This is a genomic window from Sphaerospermopsis sp. FACHB-1094, from assembly GCF_014696195.1.
Classification (GTDB): domain Bacteria; phylum Cyanobacteriota; class Cyanobacteriia; order Cyanobacteriales; family Nostocaceae; genus Sphaerospermopsis; species Sphaerospermopsis kisseleviana.
Map to the genome: position 1 here is coordinate 22,699 of NZ_JACJPT010000026.1, position 25,333 is coordinate 48,031.

The 25,333-nt window shown below is 40.4% G+C and carries 18 protein-coding genes; 7 read left to right on the plus strand and 11 right to left on the minus strand.

Annotation, left to right across the window (positions count from 1 at the left end; genetic code table 11):
- Nucleotides 1-7 precede the first annotated feature (7 nt).
- From H6F47_RS10700 to rpsT, 5 genes are all read right to left on the minus strand, one after another.
- Nucleotides 8-4,207 (minus strand): DNA-directed RNA polymerase subunit beta', encoded by a 4,200-nt coding sequence (locus H6F47_RS10700; RefSeq protein ID WP_190649099.1) that lies wholly within the window; start codon nt 4,205-4,207, stop codon nt 8-10.
- Nucleotides 4,208-4,289: 82 nt separating this feature from the next.
- Complete coding sequence (locus H6F47_RS10705; RefSeq protein WP_137666250.1) at nt 4,290-6,167, minus strand: DNA-directed RNA polymerase subunit gamma; 1,878 nt, start codon at nt 6,165-6,167, stop codon at nt 4,290-4,292.
- 87 nt (nt 6,168-6,254) lie between these two features.
- Nucleotides 6,255-9,617, minus strand: a complete 3,363-nt coding sequence (gene rpoB / locus H6F47_RS10710) for a DNA-directed RNA polymerase subunit beta (protein ID WP_190649102.1) — start codon at nt 9,615-9,617, stop codon at nt 6,255-6,257.
- 824 nt (nt 9,618-10,441) lie between these two features.
- Nucleotides 10,442-11,230 (minus strand): TatD family hydrolase, encoded by a 789-nt coding sequence (locus tag H6F47_RS10715; protein WP_190649130.1) that lies wholly within the window; start codon nt 11,228-11,230, stop codon nt 10,442-10,444.
- Nucleotides 11,231-11,319: 89 nt separating this feature from the next.
- Complete coding sequence (gene rpsT / locus H6F47_RS10720) at nt 11,320-11,613, minus strand: 30S ribosomal protein S20 (RefSeq protein ID WP_096566773.1); 294 nt, start codon at nt 11,611-11,613, stop codon at nt 11,320-11,322.
- A 746-nt stretch (nt 11,614-12,359) separates the two neighbouring features.
- Between rpsT and hisD the strand changes: the two genes are divergently transcribed.
- Both hisD and H6F47_RS10730 read left to right on the plus strand, forming a co-directional pair.
- Nucleotides 12,360-13,661, plus strand: a complete 1,302-nt coding sequence (hisD, locus tag H6F47_RS10725; RefSeq protein WP_096566775.1) for a histidinol dehydrogenase — start codon at nt 12,360-12,362, stop codon at nt 13,659-13,661.
- 560 nt (nt 13,662-14,221) lie between these two features.
- The gene (locus tag H6F47_RS10730; protein ID WP_137666252.1) at nt 14,222-14,650 is read left to right on the plus strand and encodes a universal stress protein; all 429 of its coding nucleotides are present in this window, start codon (nt 14,222-14,224) and stop codon (nt 14,648-14,650) included.
- Nucleotides 14,651-14,872: 222 nt separating this feature from the next.
- On the opposite strand, the gene H6F47_RS10735 is transcribed toward H6F47_RS10730, so the two are convergent.
- From H6F47_RS10735 to H6F47_RS10750, 4 genes are all read right to left on the minus strand, one after another.
- Nucleotides 14,873-15,133 (minus strand): hypothetical protein, encoded by a 261-nt coding sequence (locus H6F47_RS10735; protein ID WP_190649105.1) that lies wholly within the window; start codon nt 15,131-15,133, stop codon nt 14,873-14,875.
- Nucleotides 15,134-15,244: 111 nt separating this feature from the next.
- Entirely contained in the window at nt 15,245-15,826 is a 582-nt protein-coding gene (locus tag H6F47_RS10740) for an ATP-binding protein (RefSeq protein WP_190649108.1), read from the minus strand.
- A gap of 194 nt (nt 15,827-16,020) precedes the next feature.
- Nucleotides 16,021-16,218: a hypothetical protein gene (locus tag H6F47_RS10745; RefSeq protein ID WP_190649111.1), complete on the minus strand. Its 198-nt coding sequence runs from the start codon at nt 16,216-16,218 to the stop codon at nt 16,021-16,023.
- A gap of 148 nt (nt 16,219-16,366) precedes the next feature.
- A complete protein-coding gene (locus H6F47_RS10750; protein WP_096572615.1) occupies nt 16,367-16,753 on the minus strand; it encodes a hypothetical protein in 387 nt (128 codons plus the stop codon).
- 167 nt (nt 16,754-16,920) lie between these two features.
- Here H6F47_RS10750 and hslO point away from each other — a divergent pair, with 167 nt between their 5' ends.
- The gene (gene hslO / locus H6F47_RS10755; RefSeq protein ID WP_096566784.1) at nt 16,921-17,826 is read left to right on the plus strand and encodes an Hsp33 family molecular chaperone HslO; all 906 of its coding nucleotides are present in this window, start codon (nt 16,921-16,923) and stop codon (nt 17,824-17,826) included.
- Between the two features lie 160 nt (nt 17,827-17,986).
- Entirely contained in the window at nt 17,987-20,089 is a 2,103-nt protein-coding gene (locus H6F47_RS10760) for a chromosome segregation ATPase (protein ID WP_190649113.1), read from the plus strand.
- Nucleotides 20,090-20,152: 63 nt separating this feature from the next.
- Here H6F47_RS10760 and H6F47_RS10765 read toward each other — a convergent pair whose 3' ends face one another.
- Both H6F47_RS10765 and crtD read right to left on the minus strand, forming a co-directional pair.
- Nucleotides 20,153-20,788, minus strand: coding sequence for a Uma2 family endonuclease (locus H6F47_RS10765; protein ID WP_187040093.1), 636 nt, complete (start codon nt 20,786-20,788; stop codon nt 20,153-20,155).
- Nucleotides 20,789-20,869: 81 nt separating this feature from the next.
- Nucleotides 20,870-22,390 carry a C-3',4' desaturase CrtD gene (gene crtD, locus H6F47_RS10770; RefSeq protein WP_190346347.1) on the minus strand — a complete coding sequence of 507 codons (1,521 nt, stop codon included), beginning with the start codon at nt 22,388-22,390 and terminating at the stop codon, nt 20,870-20,872.
- 165 nt (nt 22,391-22,555) lie between these two features.
- Here crtD and H6F47_RS10775 point away from each other — a divergent pair, with 165 nt between their 5' ends.
- From H6F47_RS10775 to H6F47_RS10785, 3 genes are all read left to right on the plus strand, one after another.
- Nucleotides 22,556-23,278, plus strand: a complete 723-nt coding sequence (locus H6F47_RS10775; protein ID WP_190649114.1) for a hypothetical protein — start codon at nt 22,556-22,558, stop codon at nt 23,276-23,278.
- Between the two features lie 76 nt (nt 23,279-23,354).
- Nucleotides 23,355-24,746 (plus strand): AAA family ATPase, encoded by a 1,392-nt coding sequence (locus H6F47_RS10780; protein WP_190649116.1) that lies wholly within the window; start codon nt 23,355-23,357, stop codon nt 24,744-24,746.
- Nucleotides 24,736-25,323, plus strand: a complete 588-nt coding sequence (locus tag H6F47_RS10785; RefSeq protein ID WP_190649119.1) for a hypothetical protein — start codon at nt 24,736-24,738, stop codon at nt 25,321-25,323. Before H6F47_RS10780 ends, H6F47_RS10785 begins: the two co-directional genes overlap by 11 nt.
- The last annotated feature ends 10 nt before the right edge of the window (nt 25,324-25,333 follow it).

The following is a 25,333-nucleotide window of genomic DNA, read 5'->3' on the forward strand; positions in this document are numbered from 1 at the left end:
TTCGGTTTTATTCTTCATCATAATCATCGTCTTCTTCTTCGTATTCTTCTTCTTCTTCTTCTTCAACATCTGCAATCACTTCATCAGCAATTAAATCGTCGTCGTCGTCATAAATAGGCCTGTCACCCCGTCTACTGCTGTAACTACTATCACCTAAGTCAGAAGAATCTAAGCTGTATAATTTAGCGGTGCGGTCGTCTAAAACCATATCCAGTGAATCATCTACTTCATCTAAAACCCCAGTACCTAAATCAGTACCATAGTCTTCAATGGTGGTGGTTTCTTCATAGGTGTTGTAACCAGTGCCAGCAGGAATCAATCGCCCAATGATTACATTTTCTTTCAAACCCCGTAACCAATCAGATTTACCTTCAATGGCTGCTTCAGTTAATACTCTGGTTGTTTCTTGGAAGGAGGCTGCTGAAATAAAGCTGTCAGTATTTAAGGATGCTTTGGTAATTCCTAACAATACTGGAGTATACTGTGCTTTTGCACCGCCTGTGATGGACATTGCTTCGTTTACTTGTTCTACTTGGCGCAATTCTACTAATTCACCGGGCAACATGGTGGTGTCTCCACCATCGTCAATGCGGACTTTGTTGGTCATCTGCCGGACAATTACTTCAATGTGCTTGTCTGCAATATCAATGCCTTGGGACTGATACACCATTTGCACTTCATTTACTAAAAAGCTTTGTACTTTTTGTAAGGCATGACTAGCACAGGCATAGATTCCATCTTCTGAACCTAAGCTAAAGAATATTTCTAATATCTCATGGGGGTTAGATGGTCCATCGGTTAAGGGTTGTCCAGCTTCTACATGAATACCATCGGGAACTATCAGATTTTGCCCTGGTCCAAGGGGATAATCGGTAACGCTACCACCGGCTTCTAAAACTTTAATAGCGTAAGCTTCTCTTCCTAATGCTTCGTCTCCATCTCCATAAACGACTTTTACTTCTCCTGGACGACGGCATAAAATACAAGCTTCTTTGGGTTTTCGAGCTTCTAATAATTCTTCAATTCTTGGCAAACCTTGGATGATATCTCCGGTTTTCGCTCGCTCAAACACTAACAAGACTAGGTTATCACCTCGTTGTACTAGTCCTCCATCTTCAATTTGCAATACTGCTCCGGGACTGACTCGGTAAGGACGGCCAACGCGAATGGTAATGGAGTAAGAGGCAGGGGAGGCAGGGGAAGCAGGGGAAGCAGGGGAAGCAGGGGAGGCAGGGGAAGCAGGGGAGGCAGGGGAGGCAGGGGAGGAAATATTTTCCCTAATATTCACTGCCACTACCTGACCTGACTCTGGTGCTGTCACTCCCGCAGCAATTTCTGTACCTTCTACTAACAAATCACCTTTTTTCACCTTTGGCGCTGTCGTAGTTTCTACGGTGATCATGTCAGTTTCTCGCAGCACCAAACAACGACGCACGGCTTCTGTATCTCTCTTGACACCGCGTACTGTTCCCCCTTCTTTACACAAAATCTGTGTTCTTGCTACCACTGCCCCCGGTGCAATGGTCATGCCATCTTCCACTTCTAGGGTAGTATGGGTACTGCCTTGGGTAGCATCTGCGGCAATGTCTCGCCGAATCACCAAAGATTCCAAAATTACTAACTGCAATCTTTGAATCTCAGCATTTTCACCATCTGCTACCAATTCAATGTCCGCTGCTAAAGGCGAAGCATGATCCTGTTCTCCCTCTTGTTCAATTTCCAATACCAACTGAGTCCGCAACAATTCCACCCCTTCCACGGATTTCACTCGTTCTCCATCTTTGTAGGGTAAACGCTGTAATGCCCGTAGTTGAATGGATCTGCCTGTTTGTTGACTGATGGAGGTTGTGGAGGGTACGTCAGGGTGGGCTGGTACGTCAAATTCTATTACTGGTCGACTTAGTAGGGCTGGTCCTTCGGGGGATTCTACATACTGAATATATCGCAGTTCTGTGGCTACTGTTCCCATAAATTCTTCACCGGGCTGGATAAAGGTGTTATCTCTACCAATTACTGTTTCTGGATCATCGACCATTAACAGTTCACCAGGTTTGATGACTATTTCCCGCAAAATGTCGTTTTTCTGGGTAACTTCTATCACGCCGCTGGTTTGACAGAAAATGTCTTTGACTACTTCTGTTCCAGCTTCTACAAATTGCCCATCTTCTACTAACAATAAGGAAATATCTTTGTTTACTTCATGGCTTTCTTCTGGTATCCATAACAGGGTTCCTCCTGTTACTACTTCATAGCCTAATTTGGCTTTACCTTTTTTCTGAACTTCGATGCCGGCAAATTTTAAGAAGCCGCCTGTGGTGGTGCGATAACGGTCGTCAATTAATTCTGCTACTACTTGACCATTTTGGACTTTTGTTCCGGGGGTAGCACGGAGGTTAAAGGTTTGAGATTTGGTGTTTGGTGATTGGTGATTGGTGATTGGTGATTGGGAAAAATTTTGATCCTCTCCCTCTTCCCCAGTCCCTAGTCCCCAGTCCCCAGTCCCTAGTCCTGTATGAATTAGGTAATTATTTTTCCCTTGGGAACTGTGAACTGTTACTGTTGCTTGATCTAATATTACGGAAGCGGTGATGATTTCAATTTCTCTGGTGGCTTTTCCGGGGATAGCTTCTGGCAGTCGCACTACTCCACCATGTACGGTGGTTAATTTGGTTTCTGCTAAAACTCCATTGGAGGCGATCGCATCTCCATTTTTTACTACTAATTCTGCTCCTGGTGGTAGGTTATACACTTCTCCAGATAAAATCCAAATTAATCCTCCTCTGGCTGCTGTGGTGGTAGTGTTACCTTGTCGGTCGGTTTTTTGTTCTGCTACTACATCGGCAAATTGTACTTCTCCGGCTAGGTCGGTTGCTACGTCTTTAACGGCTTTTTCTGTGTTTGCTCTGGTGGTTTTACCGCCTAATGCTACTTCTGCTATTAATTGGGCAATTTTTACCTGTTGTCCAGGGTTAATATATAAGGTTGAACCTTGGGTAATGGAAATTTCTTGACTTTCTCTATCTCCCTTGGTTTCTAAAACCATAGTGCCGTTGGTTTCCGCATATAGGGCATCTTCCCCGTGACGGGTACGATAGGGACGGGTTTTTAATTTACGAGAAAATTTTACTGTACCTTCAACTTTTGCTCGCACTTGTTGGGCAACTTCTCCGGTAAATACTCCTCCGGTGTGGAAAGTCCGCATGGTTAATTGCGTACCTGGTTCGCCAATACTTTGAGCCGCGATAATTCCCACCGCTTCCCCTAAGTCTACCATTTTGGCGTGTGCCAAACTCCAACCATAACAGTGTTGACATACTGAACGGGCTGCTTCACAGGTGAGGGGCGATCGCACTATAACTTCTTTGACTCCTGCCTCTTGAATTTCTGCTGCTAAGTCGTCAGAAATCGGAGTATTCCGGGGTGCCAGCATTTCTCCTGTGGTCGGATGAACTACATCTTGAGCCACTACCCGCCCCATTAATCTTGTCCCAATGGGAATTAATACTTTAGCCCCATCTGTCATATCCCGTAGAGGAATACCCCTGGTGGTGCCACAGTCAAATTCTCTAATAATCACATCCTGGGAAACATCCACCAATCGCCGGGTGAGATATCCAGAGTCGGCGGTTCTTAATGCTGTATCAACTAATCCCTTTCTCGCTCCATAACTAGAAATAATATATTCTGTAACGGTTAATCCTTCTCGGAAGTTGGTTTTAATCGGTAAATCAATAATTTCCCCTTGGGGGTCAGCCATTAGTCCCCGCATTCCCACTAATTGCCTTACTTGAGAGATATTCCCTCTAGCTCCTGAGAATGCCATCATATATACGGAGTTGAGGGGATTGGTTTTTTTGAAGTATGTCACTACTTCATCTTTGAGACTTTCGGAAGTTCCGTTCCAGGTATCAATTACTTTTTGGAAACGTTCAACTTCTGTGATTTCTCCTCGTTTAAATCTTTCCTCGGTGCTGAGAATTTCTGCTTCTGCTGCTTCCAGGAGGGATTTTTTAGAAGGGGGAACCATCAAATCATCAACACTGATGGAAACTCCGGCTTTGGTGGCATAACGAAAGCCTAAGTCTTTAAGTTTATCTGCCATTACCGCAGTCCGAGCCGTCCCGTAATGGGTAAATGACCATGCGATTAAGTTTCTCAGTTGACCTTTATTAACAACAAGGTTACGAAAAATCATTTTTTCAGTCATCTTAATAATTGATAATTGACAGTTGATAATTGACAGTTGATAATTGACAATTGACAATGGGGAATTGTCAATTGTTAATTGATTAACTTGCTAATGCTTCCTGAATCGCTTTGTTATAAATTACTCTTCCAGGAGTAGTGTAAATATATTGAGAAATTAAATTTCCTTGGGCATCCTCACGCACACGACGGAACTTATACAACAAAGTCCGGCTGCCATCTTCATTTTCTACAACTTCCTGCGGTTCATTATCCGGCTGTCCGGTTTCCATCTCTCCATCAAACCGTACGTAAATATAGGAATGTAGGTCTACCTGATCCTGCTGATACGCCATAATCACATCATCTAAGGAAGCAAAGAAGCTGTTTTTACCTTTAGTAGCGTTGGGATTTTCTGCTGTCAGGTAATATGCTCCTAACACCATATCTTGACTAGGGGTGACAATAGGTTTACCGGTTGCTGGGGAAAGAATGTTATTAGAAGCCAACATTAATAACCGGGCTTCTGCTTGACTTTCCAAGGACAAAGGCACGTGAACCGCCATTTGGTCGCCATCAAAGTCGGCGTTAAATGCTGGACATACTAAGGGATGGAGTTGAATAGCTCTACCTTCTACTAAAATTGGTTCAAAAGCTTGAATCCCTAATCTGTGCAGCGTAGGCGCTCGGTTTAACATCACCGGATGCCCTTCAATCACCTCTTCCAACACATCCCACACACTGGGGTCATTGCGAGAAATCAACTTTTTCGCCGCTTTGATATTATTCACCATCCCTGAACGAATTAACCGATTAATCACAAAAGGCTGGAACAGTTCAATGGCCATTTCCCTGGGTAGTCCACACTGGTGAATCTGCAACTTTGGACCTACTACAATCACAGAACGTCCAGAATAGTCCACCCGTTTACCTAACAAGTTTTGCCGGAAACGTCCTTGCTTACCTTCGATAATGTCTGATAAAGATTTGAGAGGACGGTTATTTGCTCCTACTACTGTCCGCCCCCGGCGACCATTATCAATTAATGCGTCTACTGCCTCTTGCAACATCCGTTTTTCATTACGGACAATAATCTCCGGTGCCAGAATTTCCTGTAACCTCGCCAAGCGATTATTCCGATTAATCACCCGCCGATATAAATCATTTAAATCACTAGTAGCAAATCTTCCCCCATCCAACTGCACCATTGGGCGCAAATCCGGCGGAATCACCGGAATAGCTGACATTACCATCCACTCCGGCTTAGAACCAGTAGCAATAAAATTATCAATTACCCGCAATCGTTTAATTAACTTCGCCCGTTTTTGCCCCTTAGCGTTATTAATTTCTTCCCGCAGATTTTCCGCTTCCTGTTCCAAATTAATATCAGCCAACAATCGCAGCAGTGCCTCAGCCCCAATACCTACCTCTACCCCCACCAGTTGGGAATCTTCGCTATAAATTGCATCCTCAATTTCCAGCCATTGATCTTCAGTCAACAATTGTTTATAGGTGAGAGTATCTGCATTACCAGGAGCTAACACCACATAAGAATTGAAATAAACAATTTGCTCTACATCCCGCAAAGGCATATCCAGCAAAATGGCAATATAACTAGGAATCCCCTTGAGATACCACACATGGGCAACAGGAGCAGCTAGTTTAATAAAACCCATTCTGTGCCGTCGCACCCGTGACTCTGTTACCTCCACACCACAGCGTTCACAAACAATTCCTCTGTGACGCACTCGTTTATATTTACCACAATGACATTCCCAGTCCTTAGCCGGTCCAAAAATTCGTTCACAAAACAAACCATCCATTTCCGGTTTCAGAGTCCGGTAATTAATGGTTTCTGGTTTTGTTACCTCACCCACTACCTGACCATTAGGTAAGGTGCGTTCACCCCAAATACGGATACGTTCTGGTGAAGCTATACCGATTTTTACGTAGTCAAATTGATTAGATTGAATCGATCTCATAATTAATTGATAATTGATAATTGATAATTGATAATTAACAACCGATAAATTTCAATTGTTAATTATCCAGTTGATCGCCAACAATTGTTATTCTTCCTCTTCCAAAGACTCACGGGAAAGTGACTCATAGGTAGGACGGGGAGGAGTACGGCGAGAACCTTGATCCGCCATTAAATCAACTTCCACATCCAAAGAACTACCATCTGCTTGGGTTTCTACCTTATGCACAGCAATATCCAAACCCAAGGATTGCAATTCTCGCATTAACACTTTGAAAGATTCAGGAGTACCTGGACGGGGAATAGCTTTACCCTTAACAATGGCGTTAAGTGCCTCATTTCTACCTTGCATATCATCAGATTTCACTGTTAACAATTCCTGCAAAGTATAAGCAGCGCCAAAAGCCTCTAAAGCCCACACTTCCATTTCTCCAAATCTTTGCCCACCTTGTTGAGCTTTTCCACCCAAAGGCTGTTGAGTAACGAGAGAATAAGGACCAGTAGACCGGGCGTGAATTTTATCATCCACCAAATGCACTAACTTGAGCATATAAGCTACACCCACCGTTACCGGACGGTCAAAAGGTTCGCCAGTGCGTCCGTCATAAACCATAATTTTCCCAGAGTCATCAGGGTTATATACCCAAGTTTTCCCTGTTTCATCCCTGGCTTCTTGCAACTTGCCATGCACAATGCGGCGGGAAGACTCTTCCCCATACATTTCATCAAAAGGAGTAATCTTAAACCGCACTCCCAAGTTTTGACCAGCCCAACCTAACAAACATTCAAACACCTGCCCCACATTCATCCGGCTAGGTACACCCAAAGGATTCAGCACAATATCCACCGGTGAACCATCGGGCAAGTAAGGCATATCTTCCGCTGGCAGGATGCGGGAAATAATCCCCTTATTCCCATGTCTTCCTGCCATTTTGTCCCCAACTTGGATTTTGCGTTTTTGTGCCACATACACCCGCACTACCATATTTGCCCCTGGTGGCAACTCATCACCTTGTTCTCTGGTGAATAAACGCACATCTACCACCCGCCCTTTTTCTCCATTGGGAACTCTCAGGGAGTTATCGCGTACATCACGGGCTTTTTCTCCAAATATCGCCCGTAGCAGTTTTTCTTCTGGTGGTTGGTCTGATTCACCTTTAGGAGTCACTTTTCCCACTAGAATGTCACCAGATTCTACCCAAGCGCCAATTCTAATAATTCCCTGTTCATCTAATTGCCTGAGAGCATCTTCCCCCACGTTGGGAATTTCTCTGGTAATTTCCTCTGGTCCAAGTTTAGTTTGTCTGGCCTCAATTTCATATTTTTCAATGTGAATAGAGGTGTAAACATCATCCTGTACCAACCGTTCAGAAATCAAAATTGCGTCTTCGTAGTTATAGCCCTCCCAAGGCATATAAGCAACAACAATGTTTTGTCCTAGTGCTAGTTCTCCCCCTTCTGTAGAAGAACCATCTGCCAACACCTGTCCGGCTACCACTTTCTCGCCAATGCGAACCAGGGGTTTTTGGTTTAAACAGGTATCTTGGTTAGAACGTTGATATTTAGACAGGACATATTTAATTTCCTGGGGTTTAGAAACTGGGAAAGAGGAAGTTTCTTCGCTGTCACCTGTCACCTGTAACCTGTCACCTGTTCTCTCTCGGACTCTGACGCGAATTTCGTTAGCATCTGCATACACTACATCGCCATCGGTGCGAGAAACAATTACCATTCCAGAGTCTCTAGCAGCTTGAGCTTCTAAACCTGTTCCCACCAAAGGACGCTCTGGTTTCAGTAAAGGTACTGCTTGCCGTTGCATATTAGAACCCATCAATGCCCGGTTCGCGTCGTCGTGTTCCAAGAAAGGAATCATGCTGGTTGCTACGGAAACAATCTGCACTGGGGAAACTGCTACGTAGTCTACTTGTTCTGGTGTGGTGGTGGAAAATTCTTGGCGATAGCGTACCGGTACTTGGGGTCCAATGATGTGGCCATTTTCATCAACGGGAATGTCTCCTGGTGCTACCCGTAGATCGTCTTCTTCGTCTGCTGTCATGTAGACGGCGGCTTTTTCATAGCACACTCGTCCGTTTTCTACTGGTCTAAATGGTGTTTCTAAGAATCCATATTGGTTAACACGGGCATGGGTAGCCAATGAACCAATTAACCCTGCGTTTGGTCCTTCTGGGGTTTCGATGGGGCAGATACGTCCATAGTGGCTAGGGTGAATATCCCGTACAGCAAAGCCGGCTCTTTCTCTGGTTAAACCACCAGGACCTAAAGCACTGAGTCGGCGTTTATGGGTCAGTTCCGCTAGGGGGTTGGTTTGATCCATGAACTGACTCAGTTGGCTAGAACCAAAGAATTCTTTGATTGCTGCTACTAAGGGTTTGGGGTTAACTAGGGATGCTGGTGTTAAAACTTCAGCATCTGATACGGTCATCCGTTCCCGAATGATGCGCTCTAAACGGTTCAATCCTACTCTGACTTGGTTTTGCAAGAGTTCACCTACGCTTCTAACTCGGCGATTTCCAAGGTGATCAATGTCGTCAATACTACCAATGTCGTATTCTAGGTTGATCAGGTAATCGACTGCGGCTAGGATATCCCCAGGAGTGAGGACGCGCATGGTGTCGGGTACGGAAAGGCGAAGTTTTTTGTTGAGTTTGTATCTACCAACTCTGCCTAAGTCGTAACGTTTGGGGTCGAAGAAGCGGGAGTCTAAGAGTTGTTGTCCTCCTAAGACTGTGGGTGGTTCACCGGGACGTAGTTTGCGGTATAACTCCATCAGGGCTTCTTCTTCGGAAAACTGCCCTTCTTTTTCTATGGTTTTTTGGAAGTATTCTGGGTGGCGTAGGGCATCAAAGATTTCGTTGTCTGATAATCCTAATGCTTTGAGCAGTACCTGTGCTGATAGTTTGCGGGTTTTGTCGATGCGTACCCACACTAAATCGTTACGGTCTGTTTCAAATTTTAGCCATGCCCCCCGGTTGGGGATTAAACTGGCAGAATAGGTTCTTCTCCCGTTTTTGTCAATTTCTGATTTGTAATAAACTCCTGGCGATCGCACGATTTGGTTGACTATAACCCGTTCGGCTCCGTTAATAATAAACGTTCCCCGATCTGTCATTAAGGGCAAATCACCTATAAATACTTCTTGTTCTTTAATATCACCTGTTTCTTTGTTTAACAGTCTGGTAGGGACATACATTTGTACTGCATAGGTGCTGTCCCGACGTTTGGATTCTTCAACGCTATACTTAGGCTCTTTGAGTTTATAGTTCTGTCCGATAAAGTGCAGTTCTAGTTTTCCTGTGTAGTCTGTAATCGGACTAAATGAGTTCAACTCTTCTATTAGCCCTTCTTCTAAAAACCAGCGAAAGCTTGAACGCTGGATTTCAATCAAGTCTGGCAACAGAAAGGCTGGTTCCATGTATGTTTCGTTTGTCATGCCTCTACCTTTGTCAACCTGGTTAAACTTTCGCTTGGATCGAGCAGGGAAACCCTGCTGTGGTGTTCCGACTCTCACTTTGTGGGGAGCAAGTTGTTGAGTAACTTCTCCTGACGCTGCCAACTCTTTACTGTTTTGCAGTCATTAAATCTGTAATTGGTGTTTTTGACAAGTGGTTAAGCGCCTCTGAGTATCAGTAAGGATGGAAAAAGTCTGTGTGCTAAATCTTGAAACAAGATTAGATGGTCTATATCTTGCTGATTTTTCTTGGTTTTTCTCTCTCCAGTTCTTTCACACAGCCTGTTCATTAATTCCGCATCCATACTGTTGTATCTTTTAGGGACCTCATCTATACTCACAGTAAGAACCCAAAAATAATGAAGAATCCGCGAGTGTTGGCTGGGAATCAGGATGGATTTCTTTTGCTGTTTTTTTGTCACAAGGCTTTTAAGTCTAAAAATTTAATAATTTTCTATATTTCAATACACAAAAATCCGCTGCTGTGTACAATTCCATATCAAACTAGGCTTCCAGGGTTTGTTATTTATTGAGAGCATCTGCTTGTAGAGATATTTTTAGATGTCCTTGAATTTTGTGTTGATCAACATTCACCACCATGTAATTGACTAGATATATTTTATACCTAGCATTTAACAGTAATTTTCAGCAGCTAGTTAAAAATTCCCTTCCTTTATCATTATGACGCAAGTAAAATGTTTTTGAGGGAATAATATTAGCACAGTTTTGTCCTCCGAAAGTCTGAATTTTGGTTTTTTATCAGTTTTCAGTTTTTCTGAATTTTGGCGACTGACTGATAGCTAATTTTATGTTATTGACAGTCCGAATAACCTACAAGCATTTGCAGTGGTTTGATGGGCGATCGCCTCTACTGTTTCTCCCCTAATTTTGGCTATTTGTTCAGCTACATAACCTACATAAGCTGGTTCGTTGCGTTTTTCGCCTCTTTTGGGTGTGGGTGCTAGAAATGGACAATCTGTTTCTATGAGCAAGCGATCGCTACTCACCATGGCCGCTGATGCTTGGATTGTTTTCGCGCTTTTAAAGGTGACAGTGCCACTGAAACTGATGTAAAAGCCCAAATCCAGAAACCATTGAGTTTCTTCTGGTGTTCCTCCCCAACAGTGCATTACTCCCCGTACTTTTTCCCCTTGTGTTTCCCGCCATTTTTGCAGTATTTCTCTGACCTGTGGTGCGGCATCCCGACAATGGATGATCACTGGTAAGTTCAGTTCTGCGGCGATCGCTAATTGTGCCTCAAATACCTTGTACTGTTGTTCCTGGTTATTGGCCTTGTAAAAATCCAGCCCCATTTCCCCAATCGCTACTACTTGAGGATCAGCACTGGCTAGAGTTTTGATTTTCTCTGCTGTCTGATCCTGCCATTTATGTGCATCTAAAGGATGTAAACCCACTGCAAAGCTGATTTCAGGAAATTCCTGTGCCAATGCTTGAATGCTGGCAAACTCTTCTGGGTGAACACAGGAATGGACTAAACGCACTACTCCGGCTTGTTGCCAACGCGATCGCACTGCTGCTAAATCTGGTTGAAAAAGGTCAAAGTTCAGATGTACGTGGGTGTCTATTAATTGCATGATGGAGTCAGAAACCATTGATGGGGTTTGGTTAAGTCATTAATCTCTTAGTTCATGACTAATGACTAATGACTGATGACTAATGACTTCTATGCTGTTTGTGTCAGTGGTTTGAGTTTTTGTGCTAACCTTGATTTTTTTCTAGCTCCGTTGTTGGGATGCAGCACACCACGCTTGACAGCTTTGTCAATTTTGCTGTAAGCCTCTGACATCCGAGTATCTACTACCTGTTTTGATTCAGGAGTAGGATTAGCTGCATAGGCTTCCACCGCAGCCAAATATTTCTTCATCAGCGTTTTTACTGCTGATTTATATGCTTTGTTACGCAGTCGGTTGCGTTCTGCGATTTGGGCGCGTTTAAGTGCTGATTTTGTATTCGCCACAGTCAGTTCCAAAAAAACTATTAATTAATATGTACACACACTACTAGACTTACTAATATAGCACAAAATTTGCCAATGTTATAATTTCACAGAAAAATTTTCCGGTGGGATGTTAGGGCAGGAGGCAGGGGGCAGAAGGCAGGAGGCAGGAGGCAGGAGGCAGAAGTTCAGGAGTCAGGAGTCAGGATAAACAATCAATTTCCAGTGAAATATATGGGATTTTTGTATCTATATCTGCTTAGCTTCTGGTAATTCCCATTTTCTAACCTTTAAAACCATAACTGGCCACTTACGCTGCCGTCTCATTTATCGAAACAATCGGATCTCAAACCGCACTTCGTCCCGCTATGCTAACGCTTTTGAAGGGCAAAAGTTTTGGTAGCGGGTATAAATCAACCTGATAAAAACGGACTCCTGCCTCCTGCCTCCTGCCTCCTGCCTCCGAGTAGGAAAATAATAGGCCTGGATGTATATTCAGGACGGGGAAATAGGTTAGAATAAGTTACCTATAAATAAATTAAATTGCCAACGCAACTACTCCCAGCATCTAACCTGCTTTTTAGTGAGTATAAAATCATTAAATTCTTATTATGCAAGTAAAATATCTGTAGCCATCCTGGGAGTATCAAAAGAATGCAGGTTAAGCTAGAGAAGAGAGTTAGGAAAAGCTTGATATCCTCAGGGTAAAAAGCCAGACTAATGATCAAACAGGAAAATTCTAATTTTGGCATTGTCCTTACTACTCCATGCTGCGAATTATTACTCAGCAGGCAGACGTTATATCCGAACTACAACGTATCTGCGATCGTACTCACGATGAACAGGTGCTTCACAAAGAAGCAACGGTACGTGAAGTGTTGCAAGCAGTCAAGCGCCAAGGCGACAAAGCTGTACTGCACTACACTGCCGAATTTGACCATCAAACCTTGCAACCAGAAGAACTGAGGGTGACAGGTTCAGAACTGGATGCAGCTTACCAACAGGTATCAAAGGATTTGTTGGCAGCTATTCAGCGGGCTTGTCGCCAAATTGAAGCGTTTCACCGTCAGCGAGTACCAAAAAGCTGGGTACACTTTGGCGATGATGAAGTGGTACTGGGTAAACGCTATACTCCTGTAGATCGGGCAGGTTTATACGTCCCTGGAGGTAGAGCTTCTTACCCCAGTACAGTGCTAATGAATGCGATACCAGCTAAAGTAGCAGGTGTACCGCGTATAGTGATGGTAACACCACCAGGAGCAGGTAAAGCAATCAATCCAGCAGTCTTGGTGGCTGCCCAAGAAGCTGGAGTAGAAGAAATTTATCGGATTGGTGGCGCTCAAGCGATCGCTGCTTTAGCCTACGGTACGGAAACAATTCCTAAAGTGAATGTCATTAGCGGACCAGGTAACATTTATGTCACCTTGGCCAAAAAACTAGTTTACGGCACTGTGGGCATTGATTCCTTAGCAGGACCGAGCGAAGTGCTAATTATTGCCGATGAAACGGCTAATCCTGCCCATGTTGCTGCGGATATGTTAGCTCAGGCAGAACATGATCCAATGGCGGCGGCGATTTTGTTAACCACAGATGCGGGTTTAGCGAAAAAAGTCCAGGCAGCAGTAGATAGACAACTGGTAGATCATCCCAGACGGATAGATACAGAAAAAGCGATCGCTCACTATGGGTTAATTGTTGTTGTCGAATCTTTAGAAGCAGCGGCAGAATTTTCCAATGAATTTGCACCTGAACATCTAGAATTGGAAGTTGAAGATCCTTGGACTTTAATTTCTCACATTCGTCATGCCGGGGCTATTTTCCTGGGTAATTCCACACCAGAAGCTGTAGGTGACTATTTAGCAGGTCCAAACCATACCTTACCTACTTCCGGTGCTGCTCGTTATGCTTCTGCCTTGGGTGTAGAAACTTTTCTTAAACACTCTAGTATTATCCAATACTCACCAACCGCACTGGAGAAAGTCGCCGGTGCAATTGAGACTTTAGCGAAAGCGGAAGGTTTGCCTTCCCATGCTGATTCAGTACGAAGGCGAGTACAGGAAGAAGAGTAATTGAGAACGCTTATTTTTTTACTGAGTGCGGTTGACGGCAGCTACTCCATAATTAAAAATAGAAAGTTTGTAATTTTAGCAAACTAAAGTTCACAAGAAAATCGCTCAAAGGCACGGAAGCCACTTGGCTGTCTTACAGTGGAGGAAGTGCCAACGGCGAATTTATTCGCCGCGAATATGATACGATTGGACTGCGAGTAGGAACAACCATCTACACGAAGAAGTATTTTGATAAGGAGAAACCCCTGATTTATCTCGTCTCGGCATTTGACCGCAGCCTGGGTAAACAAGCAAAGGCAAATATGGAGTGTAATACCGCCAAAATTTGATGGACTCGGAAAGCAAAAAAACATAAAAGTAAGCGCAATTGCAATACCTGTCGTACTGGTAGTTGTTTTGAGCGCGTAGGGGGATAATTGACTATCCCTTTTGAGCAAGTCTTAAAGAATCTGCGTGTCTTTAGACCGCAGAGTGTCAAATTAAGAAAATTGTTGGTGTTCAAACCAAGAAAATTCTTAATGTGACAATTTAAGGGGTCTACTTTTGAGGAGACAAAAGCGGTGTTAAAAACTATTTTAGTAGCTCTGGATGGTTCGGAAATTGCGGAACGAGTAATTGAAACTTTAGGTGATTTGGTGCTGTCCGCAAACACCAAAGTTGTTCTTTGTCATGTATTTCCCGCACCAGAGGCAGAAATAGAATTACCCGCTGATCGTCCTCATCCAGACTCACCAAAGTTGTCTTATTTCCAGATAGAAAAGCAGTTGCAATCCTACCAGGAAAAATTACCAGTTCAAAGCGAGTTAGAATTAGTAACTGGTGAACCTGCGGAGGAAATTATTAGACTGGCCAATATTTACAAAGCTGATCTGGTGGTTATTGGTAGTCGCGGGTTAACGGGGATGAATAGAATTGTTCAGGGTTCTGTTAGCACTCAGGTAATGGAAGAAGCGCATTGTTCAGTGTTGGTGGTGAAACCGGGGAAGTAATTTGTATTTATTCATAATTCATAATTAAGAATGTAGTAGGGATTTAGCCTAAATCCCTACATTTTGTGGATCAATATTTCATCCTTTCGCTTTTTCCACTTTCTCAACTTGTTTGGGTGCTTCCATTTCTTCTTACATTTGGATAGCTGCGTTAAAATTGGTGTTGCTGTTTTCGGGTTCACCCATTTTTTGATATGTTAAGCTGTACTTGATTTTGGATTTTTATATTATTCTCAAATATTCTTTAAACACAGAAGATAATTGAAACAAAACTTTCTCCTGTACAATTGTTGTCAGTAAATACCTTTGTTTTAAAGATTGTAGACCGTTAATCAATTCCATTGACGATAAGTTTGATGATAGGTTTAAACCTTGTCTGACATCTTCCCTAGATACAGGTTGATGAGATTTACTTAATTCTAATACTATTTGCTGTTCTATGGGTGATAATCTGTTAAATATTTGATGGAATGAAACTTGCATATTTTTAGTAATAACTAAGTTATTGTCACCGAGAAACTCAGTCACGTAACCTGCAAAAATATCTTGTATTAAAACAGCAATATCTTTTAAATAAAGTGGATTACCTTCATATTAATTAATTAAATTAAACCAGCTATCCTCATCTTGTAAACCTTGGTTTTTAAAAACTTCGACATTCTTTAAACCAAACAATTCTAAATATTTAATTGCAGATAATTTGGAATCTGAAAATTCCATTTCAGGACATTTTTCACGACTGATTAAGATTAAACTACTTTGATGCTTAATTTCTGCGATCATAGTGAAAAGATTTTGATAATTTTTATATTCATCTAGATAAATTCCAGCATATTTACCACTAGCAAATATATTTTCCACATCATCAATAACAATTAAACATTTTTTATCATTGAGAACATCTAAGAATTTTCTTAATTTATCATCTGTACTTTTTGGACTTTCTTTCTCAAGAATATTTAAGCAGTCGTCAATCAATAAATCTAGAGATTTAGGAAATTTTAAACTTTTCCAAATAATTACTTCAAATTTTTCTAAGTTGAAATCAATAAATCTTTTGACTAAAGTAGTTTTACCAATTCCACCTAATCCTAATACTGAAACAAGACGAGAGTTTTGATTTAAGATCCAATTATATAAAGTTTCTAATTCTTCCTCTCTTCCATAAAAACACATAATTTGCGGAGATGATTGTAAATCATATTTACATGATTGTTGATCATGATTTGACTGTTTATTTGCGTTAAGTTGAGGATATGAAGGACAAAAATTAAAACTAATATTTTTATTCTGTTGAATAACAATTGGTGAAGATGTTAACTTTAATCGAGATAAAGTAGAACGGAAATTACTTTTATGAATATCCTGATCTAAATGTTGAGAAAAGATTCTCCACAGTTTGTAACCGATATTTCTAATATAACTTTCACTGCAATGGGAATTTTCAGCGATTTTATCAAGTTATGAAATACTAAACTATTTTTAGTTTTAAATAACTGAAACTTATCTAAAAACCAAGAGCGATCGCATCGCATGGAATAGATATGTATTTTGAATAAGTTCATCAAAAAGAAATTATTCGCTTTTAATTATATCCGATAATCAAAATTGTAATTGCTAACGGAGTGAGTCAGATAGCGTTTGACTCACCCCACAAAAAACTTCTCCTTTAACTCTCTGCGACTCTGCGCCTCTGCGTGAACATAAAAAACTTTCTTACCCCTTTTTACCCCGCAAAAACTCCCGCAACTTGAGTAAAGATACAGTCTGACCCAAATTCAAAGGTAAAATTGACACACCTTCCAAACGAGACTGTACCCAACCTTCCCCCCAGTACCACTCATGAAAACCATCAATTCCACCACTAAGTAACAAGCGCAAACAATTATTTTTTGCTACATCTACATGGTGATGAATTTTCACAGGTCCAGTGGAAGTAGTAAAATCAAAACCCGAAGTTAACTTTTCTGGCATTCCCGGAGAAAAACTTTGACCTGGTAGCCATTTTTCCAGTTGTGCAGGAATTAATAGACTATCGTGAATAGCATCAGCGGATGCTTCAATTTCAATTCGCAGTTGGCTTTGTTGAAAAGTGCCTAGCATGGTGATTGGTAATTGGTAATTGGTAATTGGGAAGAAAAAATAAACTGTTGCCTTTTGCCTTTTGCCTCTTGCCTTCTTACTGTCACCTGTCACCTGTCACCTGTTCCCTGTTCCCTGAAAAACTTACAATATATAAAGTCATCTTGTTAAAAATTGTAAAAGTTTTCATGGCAGATAAATTAATACGGGCTACAGCAGCGGATGGGGGTATTCGAGCGGTGGGAGTGATTACCACACGCTTAACAGAGGAGGCACGAGTACGCCATAAGCTTTCCTATGTAGCTACAGCAGCACTGGGAAGAACAATGTCAGCAGGTTTACTGATGGCTTCTAGTATGAAGCGTCCAGGCTCTAGGGTCAATGTCCGGGTCAGGGGTGATGGTCCTTTGGGTGGTATATTGGTAGATGCCGGGTTAGATGGGACAGTCAGGGGCTATGTAGGAAATCCATCTGTAGAATTGCCTCCCAATGCTAAAGGTAAGTTAGATGTGGGGGGTGCTGTAGGTAGTGGTTATCTCTATGTAGTTCGAGATATCGGCTATGGATATCCTTACTCTAGTACAGTAGAACTTGTTTCGGGAGAAATTGGTGATGATGTGGCTCATTACCTGGTAAATTCAGAACAAACTCCTTCGGCTTTGGTTGTGGGTGTGTTTGTAGGAGCAGAAGGAGTGACTGCGGCAGGAGGGATATTAATCCAAGTTTTGCCTAAAGCTGCTAGAGATGAAGCTTTAGTCACAACCCTGGAATCACGAGTATCTGCTTTATCAGGGTTTACACCGTTGATGCAAGCTGGGAAGACGTTAACAGAGATTTTTCATGATTTGCTGGGAGATATGGATCTGAAGATTTTTCCAGAAAGTCAAATGTTGCGCTTCCACTGTGGTTGCTCTTTTGATCGGGTGTTGGGAGCTTTGAAAATGCTAGGAGCAGCAGAACTGCAAGATATGATTCTCAAAGACGATGGTGCGGAAGCTACTTGTGATTTTTGTGGCAATGTTTATCAAGCAAATGGTGATAATCTAGCACAATTAATAGTTGATTTACAAAGGGAAACTTCTGTTTCAGAATAAGTGTGAAATACTACTAAAGCCCAAACATATAAATGGTATTTGTGGAGGAAGATAAAAAATGAAAAAAATAGCTTTTTAATGATGAGAAAGAAAGTTACTATGGCAAAAATGGAATAATCAGTTTCATCAGAACTGCTATTCAATTACTTTGGTGTGAGAGATGACAGATCGGGATATTTCAGACAGTTGTTCTCCAACCAGAGCCAGAAAACCAGATCCTAATACAAGATTGTCCCGAACTCCAGAAGTCGGGACAACTCAATCATCTGGTGTCCCTCCTACTGGTTCTAACTTTAAATCAGTGACGCAGCAACAAGATAACAATTCAGAAGGATTACCTATAGAAAACTATTCAAAGGAATCTTTTGATACTAATAAAAAATGGGTAAAATTGCCAAGCTGGATGAAAAGCTGGGTGATGTGGTCAATTTTATTAACATTGATTCCTAGCGGTATCGGGTTTATATCAATGTCGATGCTGCTAAAACTTCCATCAGCGCCAAATTGCCCAAAAATATTTTGGCCTTTAGCTAGTGCGTCTGTACGTTTACACTGTGCTTCCCTGGCTGCTTCTAAGCAGAATGTGAACGACTTACTGCAAGCGATCGCACTGGTGAGAGACTTACCAGAAAATCACCCACTCAGGGGACAGATTAATGGTTTGTTGGAGGAATGGTCAAGGGATATTTTAAAGCTGGCTGAGGAAAGTTTCCAATCCGGGAATTTAGAAGAAGCGATCGCCACGGCTCGACAAATTCCTGAAGACTTAGAAGCTCGTAATATTGTAGAAGAGCAAATTACTAAATGGCAGTCTACCTGGTCTAAGGCAGAAGAAATCTATGACGAAACATTAAAAGAACTGGGAGAAAGACGCTGGCAGTCAGCTTTTATGCTGTCATCTAAACTGCTCCGCATCAACAATCAATATTGGTCAACTACCAAGTATGATGAACTAAATCGCATCATTGTCACAGCAAGGGAAGATGGTGATAAACTTGACAAAGCTGAAGGTTTAGCAAAACGTGCCTCAGTGGATGATATTCTAGCAGCTATCAAGCTGGTAGAGTCGATTAAGTCGGAGAGTTACGTATATCAAAAAGCTCAGGAATTAATTCCTGAATTTGGGCGCAAGATACTGCAATTGGCACAATCTCGCATGGATAGGCAAGATGCGGATACAGCATTAGAAATTGCTAGAAAAATTCCGCCTATTGCTGAATTACAATCAGAAATTGATGATTTTATTGTTTTGGGTGAAGCCCAAAGAAGTGCTTGGATAGGTACGGTTGCTGGTTTAGAGAGCGCCATTTCCCAAGCTCAACAAATTGATGCTTCTAGGGAAGTGTATATTAAAGCACAAGAATTAATTGCCCGCTGGCAACTAGAAATAGAAGATGTGACTCGTTTAGAAAAAGCGCGAACCCTAGCTAGTCAAGGTACAATCAATGATTTAACAGCAGCCATTTCTGAAGCTCAGATGATTCCCAATAGCAACCCCCGCGCTTCAGAAGCTAGACAGGAGATGAATCGCTGGCAGTCCCAAGTAGAAACTATTGAAGACAGACCTTATTTAGACCGTGCTGAACAAATAGCTTTGTTAGAAGATATTACTTCCTTGCAAACTGCGATCGCAGAAGCTAGTCAAATTCGCTCTGGTCGTGCATTATATCCAGAAGCACGGAAAAAAATCCGCCATTGGACGGCTAAAATTCAGCGTATTCAAGACCAACCTTATTTAGACCAAGCACGAATTATTGCTGAAAGTGGTGATTTAACTACTGCGATTAGGGAAGCACAAAAAATCGCTTCATCAGGAAGGGCGCTGGCTAGTGAAGCACAAGCATCAGTGGATACTTGGCAAGAACAAATTAGGGCGAGAGAAAACTGGAAAAAAGCCAGAGAAGTGGCTATTGCTGGCACACCAGAAGCTTTAGCTGAGGCCATCCGCATAGCTGATCGAGTTTCCAACCGTAACATTTTACGCATGGATGTTAACGTGGCTATTGATCAATGGGGTCAGCAAATATTACAAATGGCACGTTCTCAAAGCGAGTTTGATATTCCTAGAAGTATTGAAACTGCTAGATTGATTCCTCGTGGTAGTTCTGCTTACAGAGATGCCCAACTACAAATTAGAACTTGGAGACAATTCCTCATTCCTCGTACATCACCTACAACATTACCTACATCATCGCTGGAGTCATTACCTACTCCATCACCTGAAGCTGAACCATCTCCATCATCAACTGGTGATGGTTTGTAATGGGTAATGGGTAATGGGTGATTGGTGAAGTTGACAGTGCGAACGCCTTTAGGCAGGATAGTGTCAATCATTTAGTGCCAGTTTCACCCAATTACGAAAAGCGCGAGTTGCGGACATTTGTCCAATTTTTTTACTTTCCGCAATAAATCGAGGAATTTCTGTGATTTGGATAGGTGCAAAAGTGGGGCTGATTTGAGTTTCTGAATATTGCCCATTTGTCAGAATGTAGATTCTTAATGAAGTTCCGTTGTAACGCCAAAATTCAGAGATTCCCATTGCAGCATAAAGCTTCAATTTATCTATTTTAGGTCGTGAATATTCCACTTCTAGCACTAAGTCTGGTGGTGGATCAAAGGCTAAATCAATATTCTCTTTTCCTCTGACTAATAATTCATTCTGGATATAATAACCACTGTCTGGTTCTGCACCATATTCTAAATCATCTCTAGTTAATGTGAGTGAACCAACGCGATCAACTTCTAAACCAAATTCTTCACACAATACCCCGACAAAAACCTCAATTAACCGATTTGCGTTTTCATGAGGTTTTTGTGGAGTCATAATTTCTATATTTCCCTGATGGTAAGAAATTCTATTTGCGCGTTCTGAACCCATTTCTACTAGCATGGTTTTAAATGTCTGCCAGGAGATGTTTTCTAGTAAAACTCTGGTTTCTGCGGGTGTTGCTGTTGTTACCATAGTTTCTTTTTCTCACAGGTGATAGATTTGAATATAACAAAATTTTCTGTTTACTTTAATTTTGTTATCTTCATTTAGCCTCTAACGCTTTTCTTGCGCTTGAATTTGCCTAACTACTGTCAATGCTGAATAACTTACCCCTGCTGTACCTTCTCCTGGATGGGTTGAGTCACCCACTAACCACAAATTATTAATAGGTGTACGATTGGCAAAACCAAAGGGTCCAAATGTCGGTATTCTTTGCCCAATTCCCCCGACAATTCCCTTTTCTCTACCTGTATAATGGGCAAAGGTTTTAGGTGTGGCAGCTTCTACATAAATGATGGTTTCTGGTTTTAAATAGAAATATTGAGCAAGTTTGGAAATTGCATCTTGGGTAAATTTTTCTTTTAATTCTTGATAGTTTTCTGTGTTCCACCATTGGGTAAAATCAACAAAAGAAGATGCAATAATTGTCGCTTTTCCGGTTGGTGCGCGTCCATCTCCTTCATGACTGACAGATACAAATAAGGAGTTATTTTCCCCAATTGGTCCATTAATATCATACATAAATTGGAGATGGGGCGGACAATCATCAGGAATAGCACTTTGATCAACACCGATATAAACGACAAAAGCACCGGAAGCAGGTGGTAATTTTTCTACTCTATGTTTATATCCCGATGGTGCTTTTTCTCCTAATAATCTTACTAAGTCTTGTACAGTGACGTTAGCAATTACATGATCTGCTTTTTCTGTCCAAACTTCGCCAGTTTTTTGATTTCTAATTACTACACCGTTAGCTTTGCCATTTTCTACATTTATTTTTTCTACGGTGTGACGCATTAATAATTTACCATTGTCTCTTTCTAAAGATTCTACAAGGCGATCGCTCAATATTTGCATACTTCCTTGTAAATGATATAATCCTTGGGGCGATTGGGATACACTCAATGCTGTAGCTGCATAAAGTAAAGCGGTTTCTTCGGCATTCACTTGGGAATATAATTTTAGTTGTAAATCTAAAAATGTCCGCAGTCTTTTATCATTTCCTAAACCATATAATCTTAAAGCATCCCCAACAGTAAATAAGGTAAAAGGTGCAGTAATAAATGTACTAGGACGAACAGCTTTTGTTAACTGTAAAATATCCCAGAAATTTCGGGGTGGTAACACCGGATCACGTCCTTGAAATTCCCAACTTGCATTAAATAAAGTCGCTAATAATTGCCAGAAACCTTCACTTCCAGGAAATTGTTTTTGGCGTTCTTCTTGCCATTTTTCCGGATCTCGCCAAACATTAATAGGTGTATTTTCTCCTGGTAAAAATACCGCACAAGCAGGATCACAAGGAGTTGCTTCAGGTAATTCTATATTCAATTCTGAGAAAATGCGGTGATGTATACCCCCAGGTTCTAACCCTGCAACTTGAGTTGCACCGACATCAAAAGTAAAACCCTGACGTTTAAAGGTGGAAGCACAACCACCGGGAACTAAAGCTTGATCTAGGGTTAAAACGCTATAACCTCTATGTGCTAATAATGCTGCGGTGGTTAGTCCACCTATTCCCGCACCGACGACGATCACACGGGTTTGGTTTTTGTTCAGGGATAGACTAGGCATGAATACCTGTTTTACAATTCTTAATATTACTACTCATAATTTTACATAATTTTCAATTCAGTCTGGTGATGTGGAATATATTTCTGTCACCTGTCACCTATCACCTATCACCTATGACTTTGTGATACAGTATTTCTGCTGCGATAATAATAGACAAAATTAAACATGAGTAAAAATTTTGAAATTCAAGAATTAGCGATCGCTATCACTGCTAAAAATTTGAATCCCACAGTCATAACCCCTGATTTTTTGAAATATACTGGAATTGTTCCCACAGATTGGGAATTAGCGAGAGAGCCAGTTTTTAACAATTTTGTCGTGCAGATTTTTTACAAAAGTGGTGTAGGAATTGTAGCCCAGCCCAATAATGTTACAGTAGTTGAGTCCATAGGTGCAAAACAACAGGCAGAAATTCAAATACCCAAAATTACTCATCAGTTAGTAGAAAAACTCTCCCAAGTTGAGTATCAAAGAGTAGAAATTAACCCCAGAGGATTCGTAGTTTTTAACTCTGATGCAGAAGCATATCAATACATTAATGGTAAACTTTTAGCACCTGGTTCATGGCAAGAATTTGAAGGTACAAAAGTGAATGCTGCCTTGCAGTTAAGTTATCCTTTGAAACGGGGAATACTAAATTTAAGTATTAACCAAGCAAATGTACAGTTTCCTGATAAAGTAGCGGCAGCAATTTTATTTTCTGGTAACTTCAACTATTCTTTATCAGGAAATACTCCGGTTGAAAAATTACAAGATTTGCAAGCAATAATTCAAAATTGGCAAGATTCAGTTAAGACATTTCAAAAACTGTTGTCAGATAAATTTTTCCCAAGTTCTGCGGCAGCACCAAACAACATTTCTGTTTTTCCAACAACGGCGAAAAGCTGATAAGATATTAGTCTAGTTATTGTGGGGTGGAACTAAAAAACCACCCTTGTATATTTCATCACTTTGTAAGGATAATATGTTAAAAACAAAAGTCTTTTTGGAGAATTTTGGAGTAATCAAACAAGGTAACTTAGAGTTAAATAATTTAACATTACTCTGTGGAGCAAACAATACAGCTAAAACCTATGTAATGTATTCTTTATATTCACTCGTTGATTATGATTTTGAAGTCAAGTTTAATTTTGTTGAGAACATTCTGAATAAATTAATAGAGGATAAAGTTGGTCAATATGATTTTGGACAGTTGATAACTGAAAACTTAGATAACATTTCCCAAGAAATATCACAGGGTCTTTATAAATTTCTACCTACTTTATTTGCAACAGAACCAGATGAATTTCAGAATACTCGGATTAAAATAGAACTTGATGCTGATTTAATTTTCAACAATATTACTAATTATCAATGGCAACGTCGTTTAAGTTTAGGAAAGAAAGAATCGGATTGGTTTTTAGACATTCAGAAACCAGAAAATAACACACAAGTAACTTTGACAATGCAGGATAAAGGAATTCAAATTCCTCATCAATTATTAATAGAAATAATTTCTAATACTATCAATCGTTTAATTTTTAACAAAAGCAACAACCAAAATAATCAAACTTGCTTTTTACTTCCTGCTGAACGTGCAGGACTAGCTTTATTTTTTAAAGAGTTGTCAAGTATTCGTAACCGTCTCTTACATCATGCACAGAAGGATAATATTGATCCTATGGAGGTATTAAAAGATATTATTCACTCTCGATATGCAAAACCCATTTCTGATCATATTGAATTTTTGAATGATTTAAACAACAGTAAAAAACGAAAAAGTAATTTTCAAACACAAACCCAATATATTCAGACAAAAATTATCAATGGTAAATATGAAATAGATCGTTATGGTGATATTTTTTTTAAACCTCATAGAAGTAAAAATAAAAAAATGCCTTTACATTTTACTTCTTCAACAGTAAAAACCCTATTTAGCTTCGTTTTTTATGTGGAACATCTCGCCCAACCGGGAGATTATTTAATGATTGATGAACCAGAATTAAGTTTACATCCAGATAATCAAAGAAATTTAGCTAGAATATTAGCAAAATTAGTGAATAATGGTGTTAAAGTAGTAGTTAGTACCCATAGTCCTTATTTTGTCCGTGAATTAAATAATTTGATTATGTTAAACAAATCATTTACTCAAGCTGATGAATTAAGAAGGCAGTATGGTTATGAACCAGATGAAAGTTTAAATCCTGAAAAAGTATCTGCTTATCTATTTAGCGATAACACTATTAATCAGATGGAAATTGATCACGATGAAGGTATTATTGCAGAAACATTTGATGCAGTGATTAACAATCTTAATCAGTCTTCCAATGATATTTACTATGCTTCTCAAGAAGAGGAAGATTGGGATGCAGAGTAAAAGATTAATTGATTTAGTGAAACAGGTAATTACAGAAGACTTACATTTAAATATAAATGAAGCTGGCTGTATCTTAATTGAAGAGAAACATGAACAGGCAAAATGTCGTCATGTAATCATTAAATTTAAAAAATCAATTCCTTATTTTGGATTTTCCCTGGATGTGCCTAAACAAGAAGGAAAAAATGATCCTATATATCCCTTTTTTAATCCACAATTGCCAGGGATTTGTTCTAAAAATGATGCTATTTTGTTTTTACAAAAATCAAATAAAGTTTATGTTTTATTGATAGAGATGAAATCAACTAATGCTAGAAGTTATTTAAACCAATTAAAATCCGCAAAAATTTTTGTTGAGTTTGTTTTACAACGCATTCAAATTTTTCACAAAGAAATTAATACCCAAGTAGAATTTAGAGGAATATTATTTTCATGTCGTCGCATACCCAATGAAGGAACAACTAAGAAACAAAAAATTACATTTGAAGATAGAAATAGTTTATTAGTTTCAGAAAATCCTGGTAATAATACTTATTACGTACAACAATTTTTAGATAACTTAAATAATATTGTTTAAGTTTTAGCTA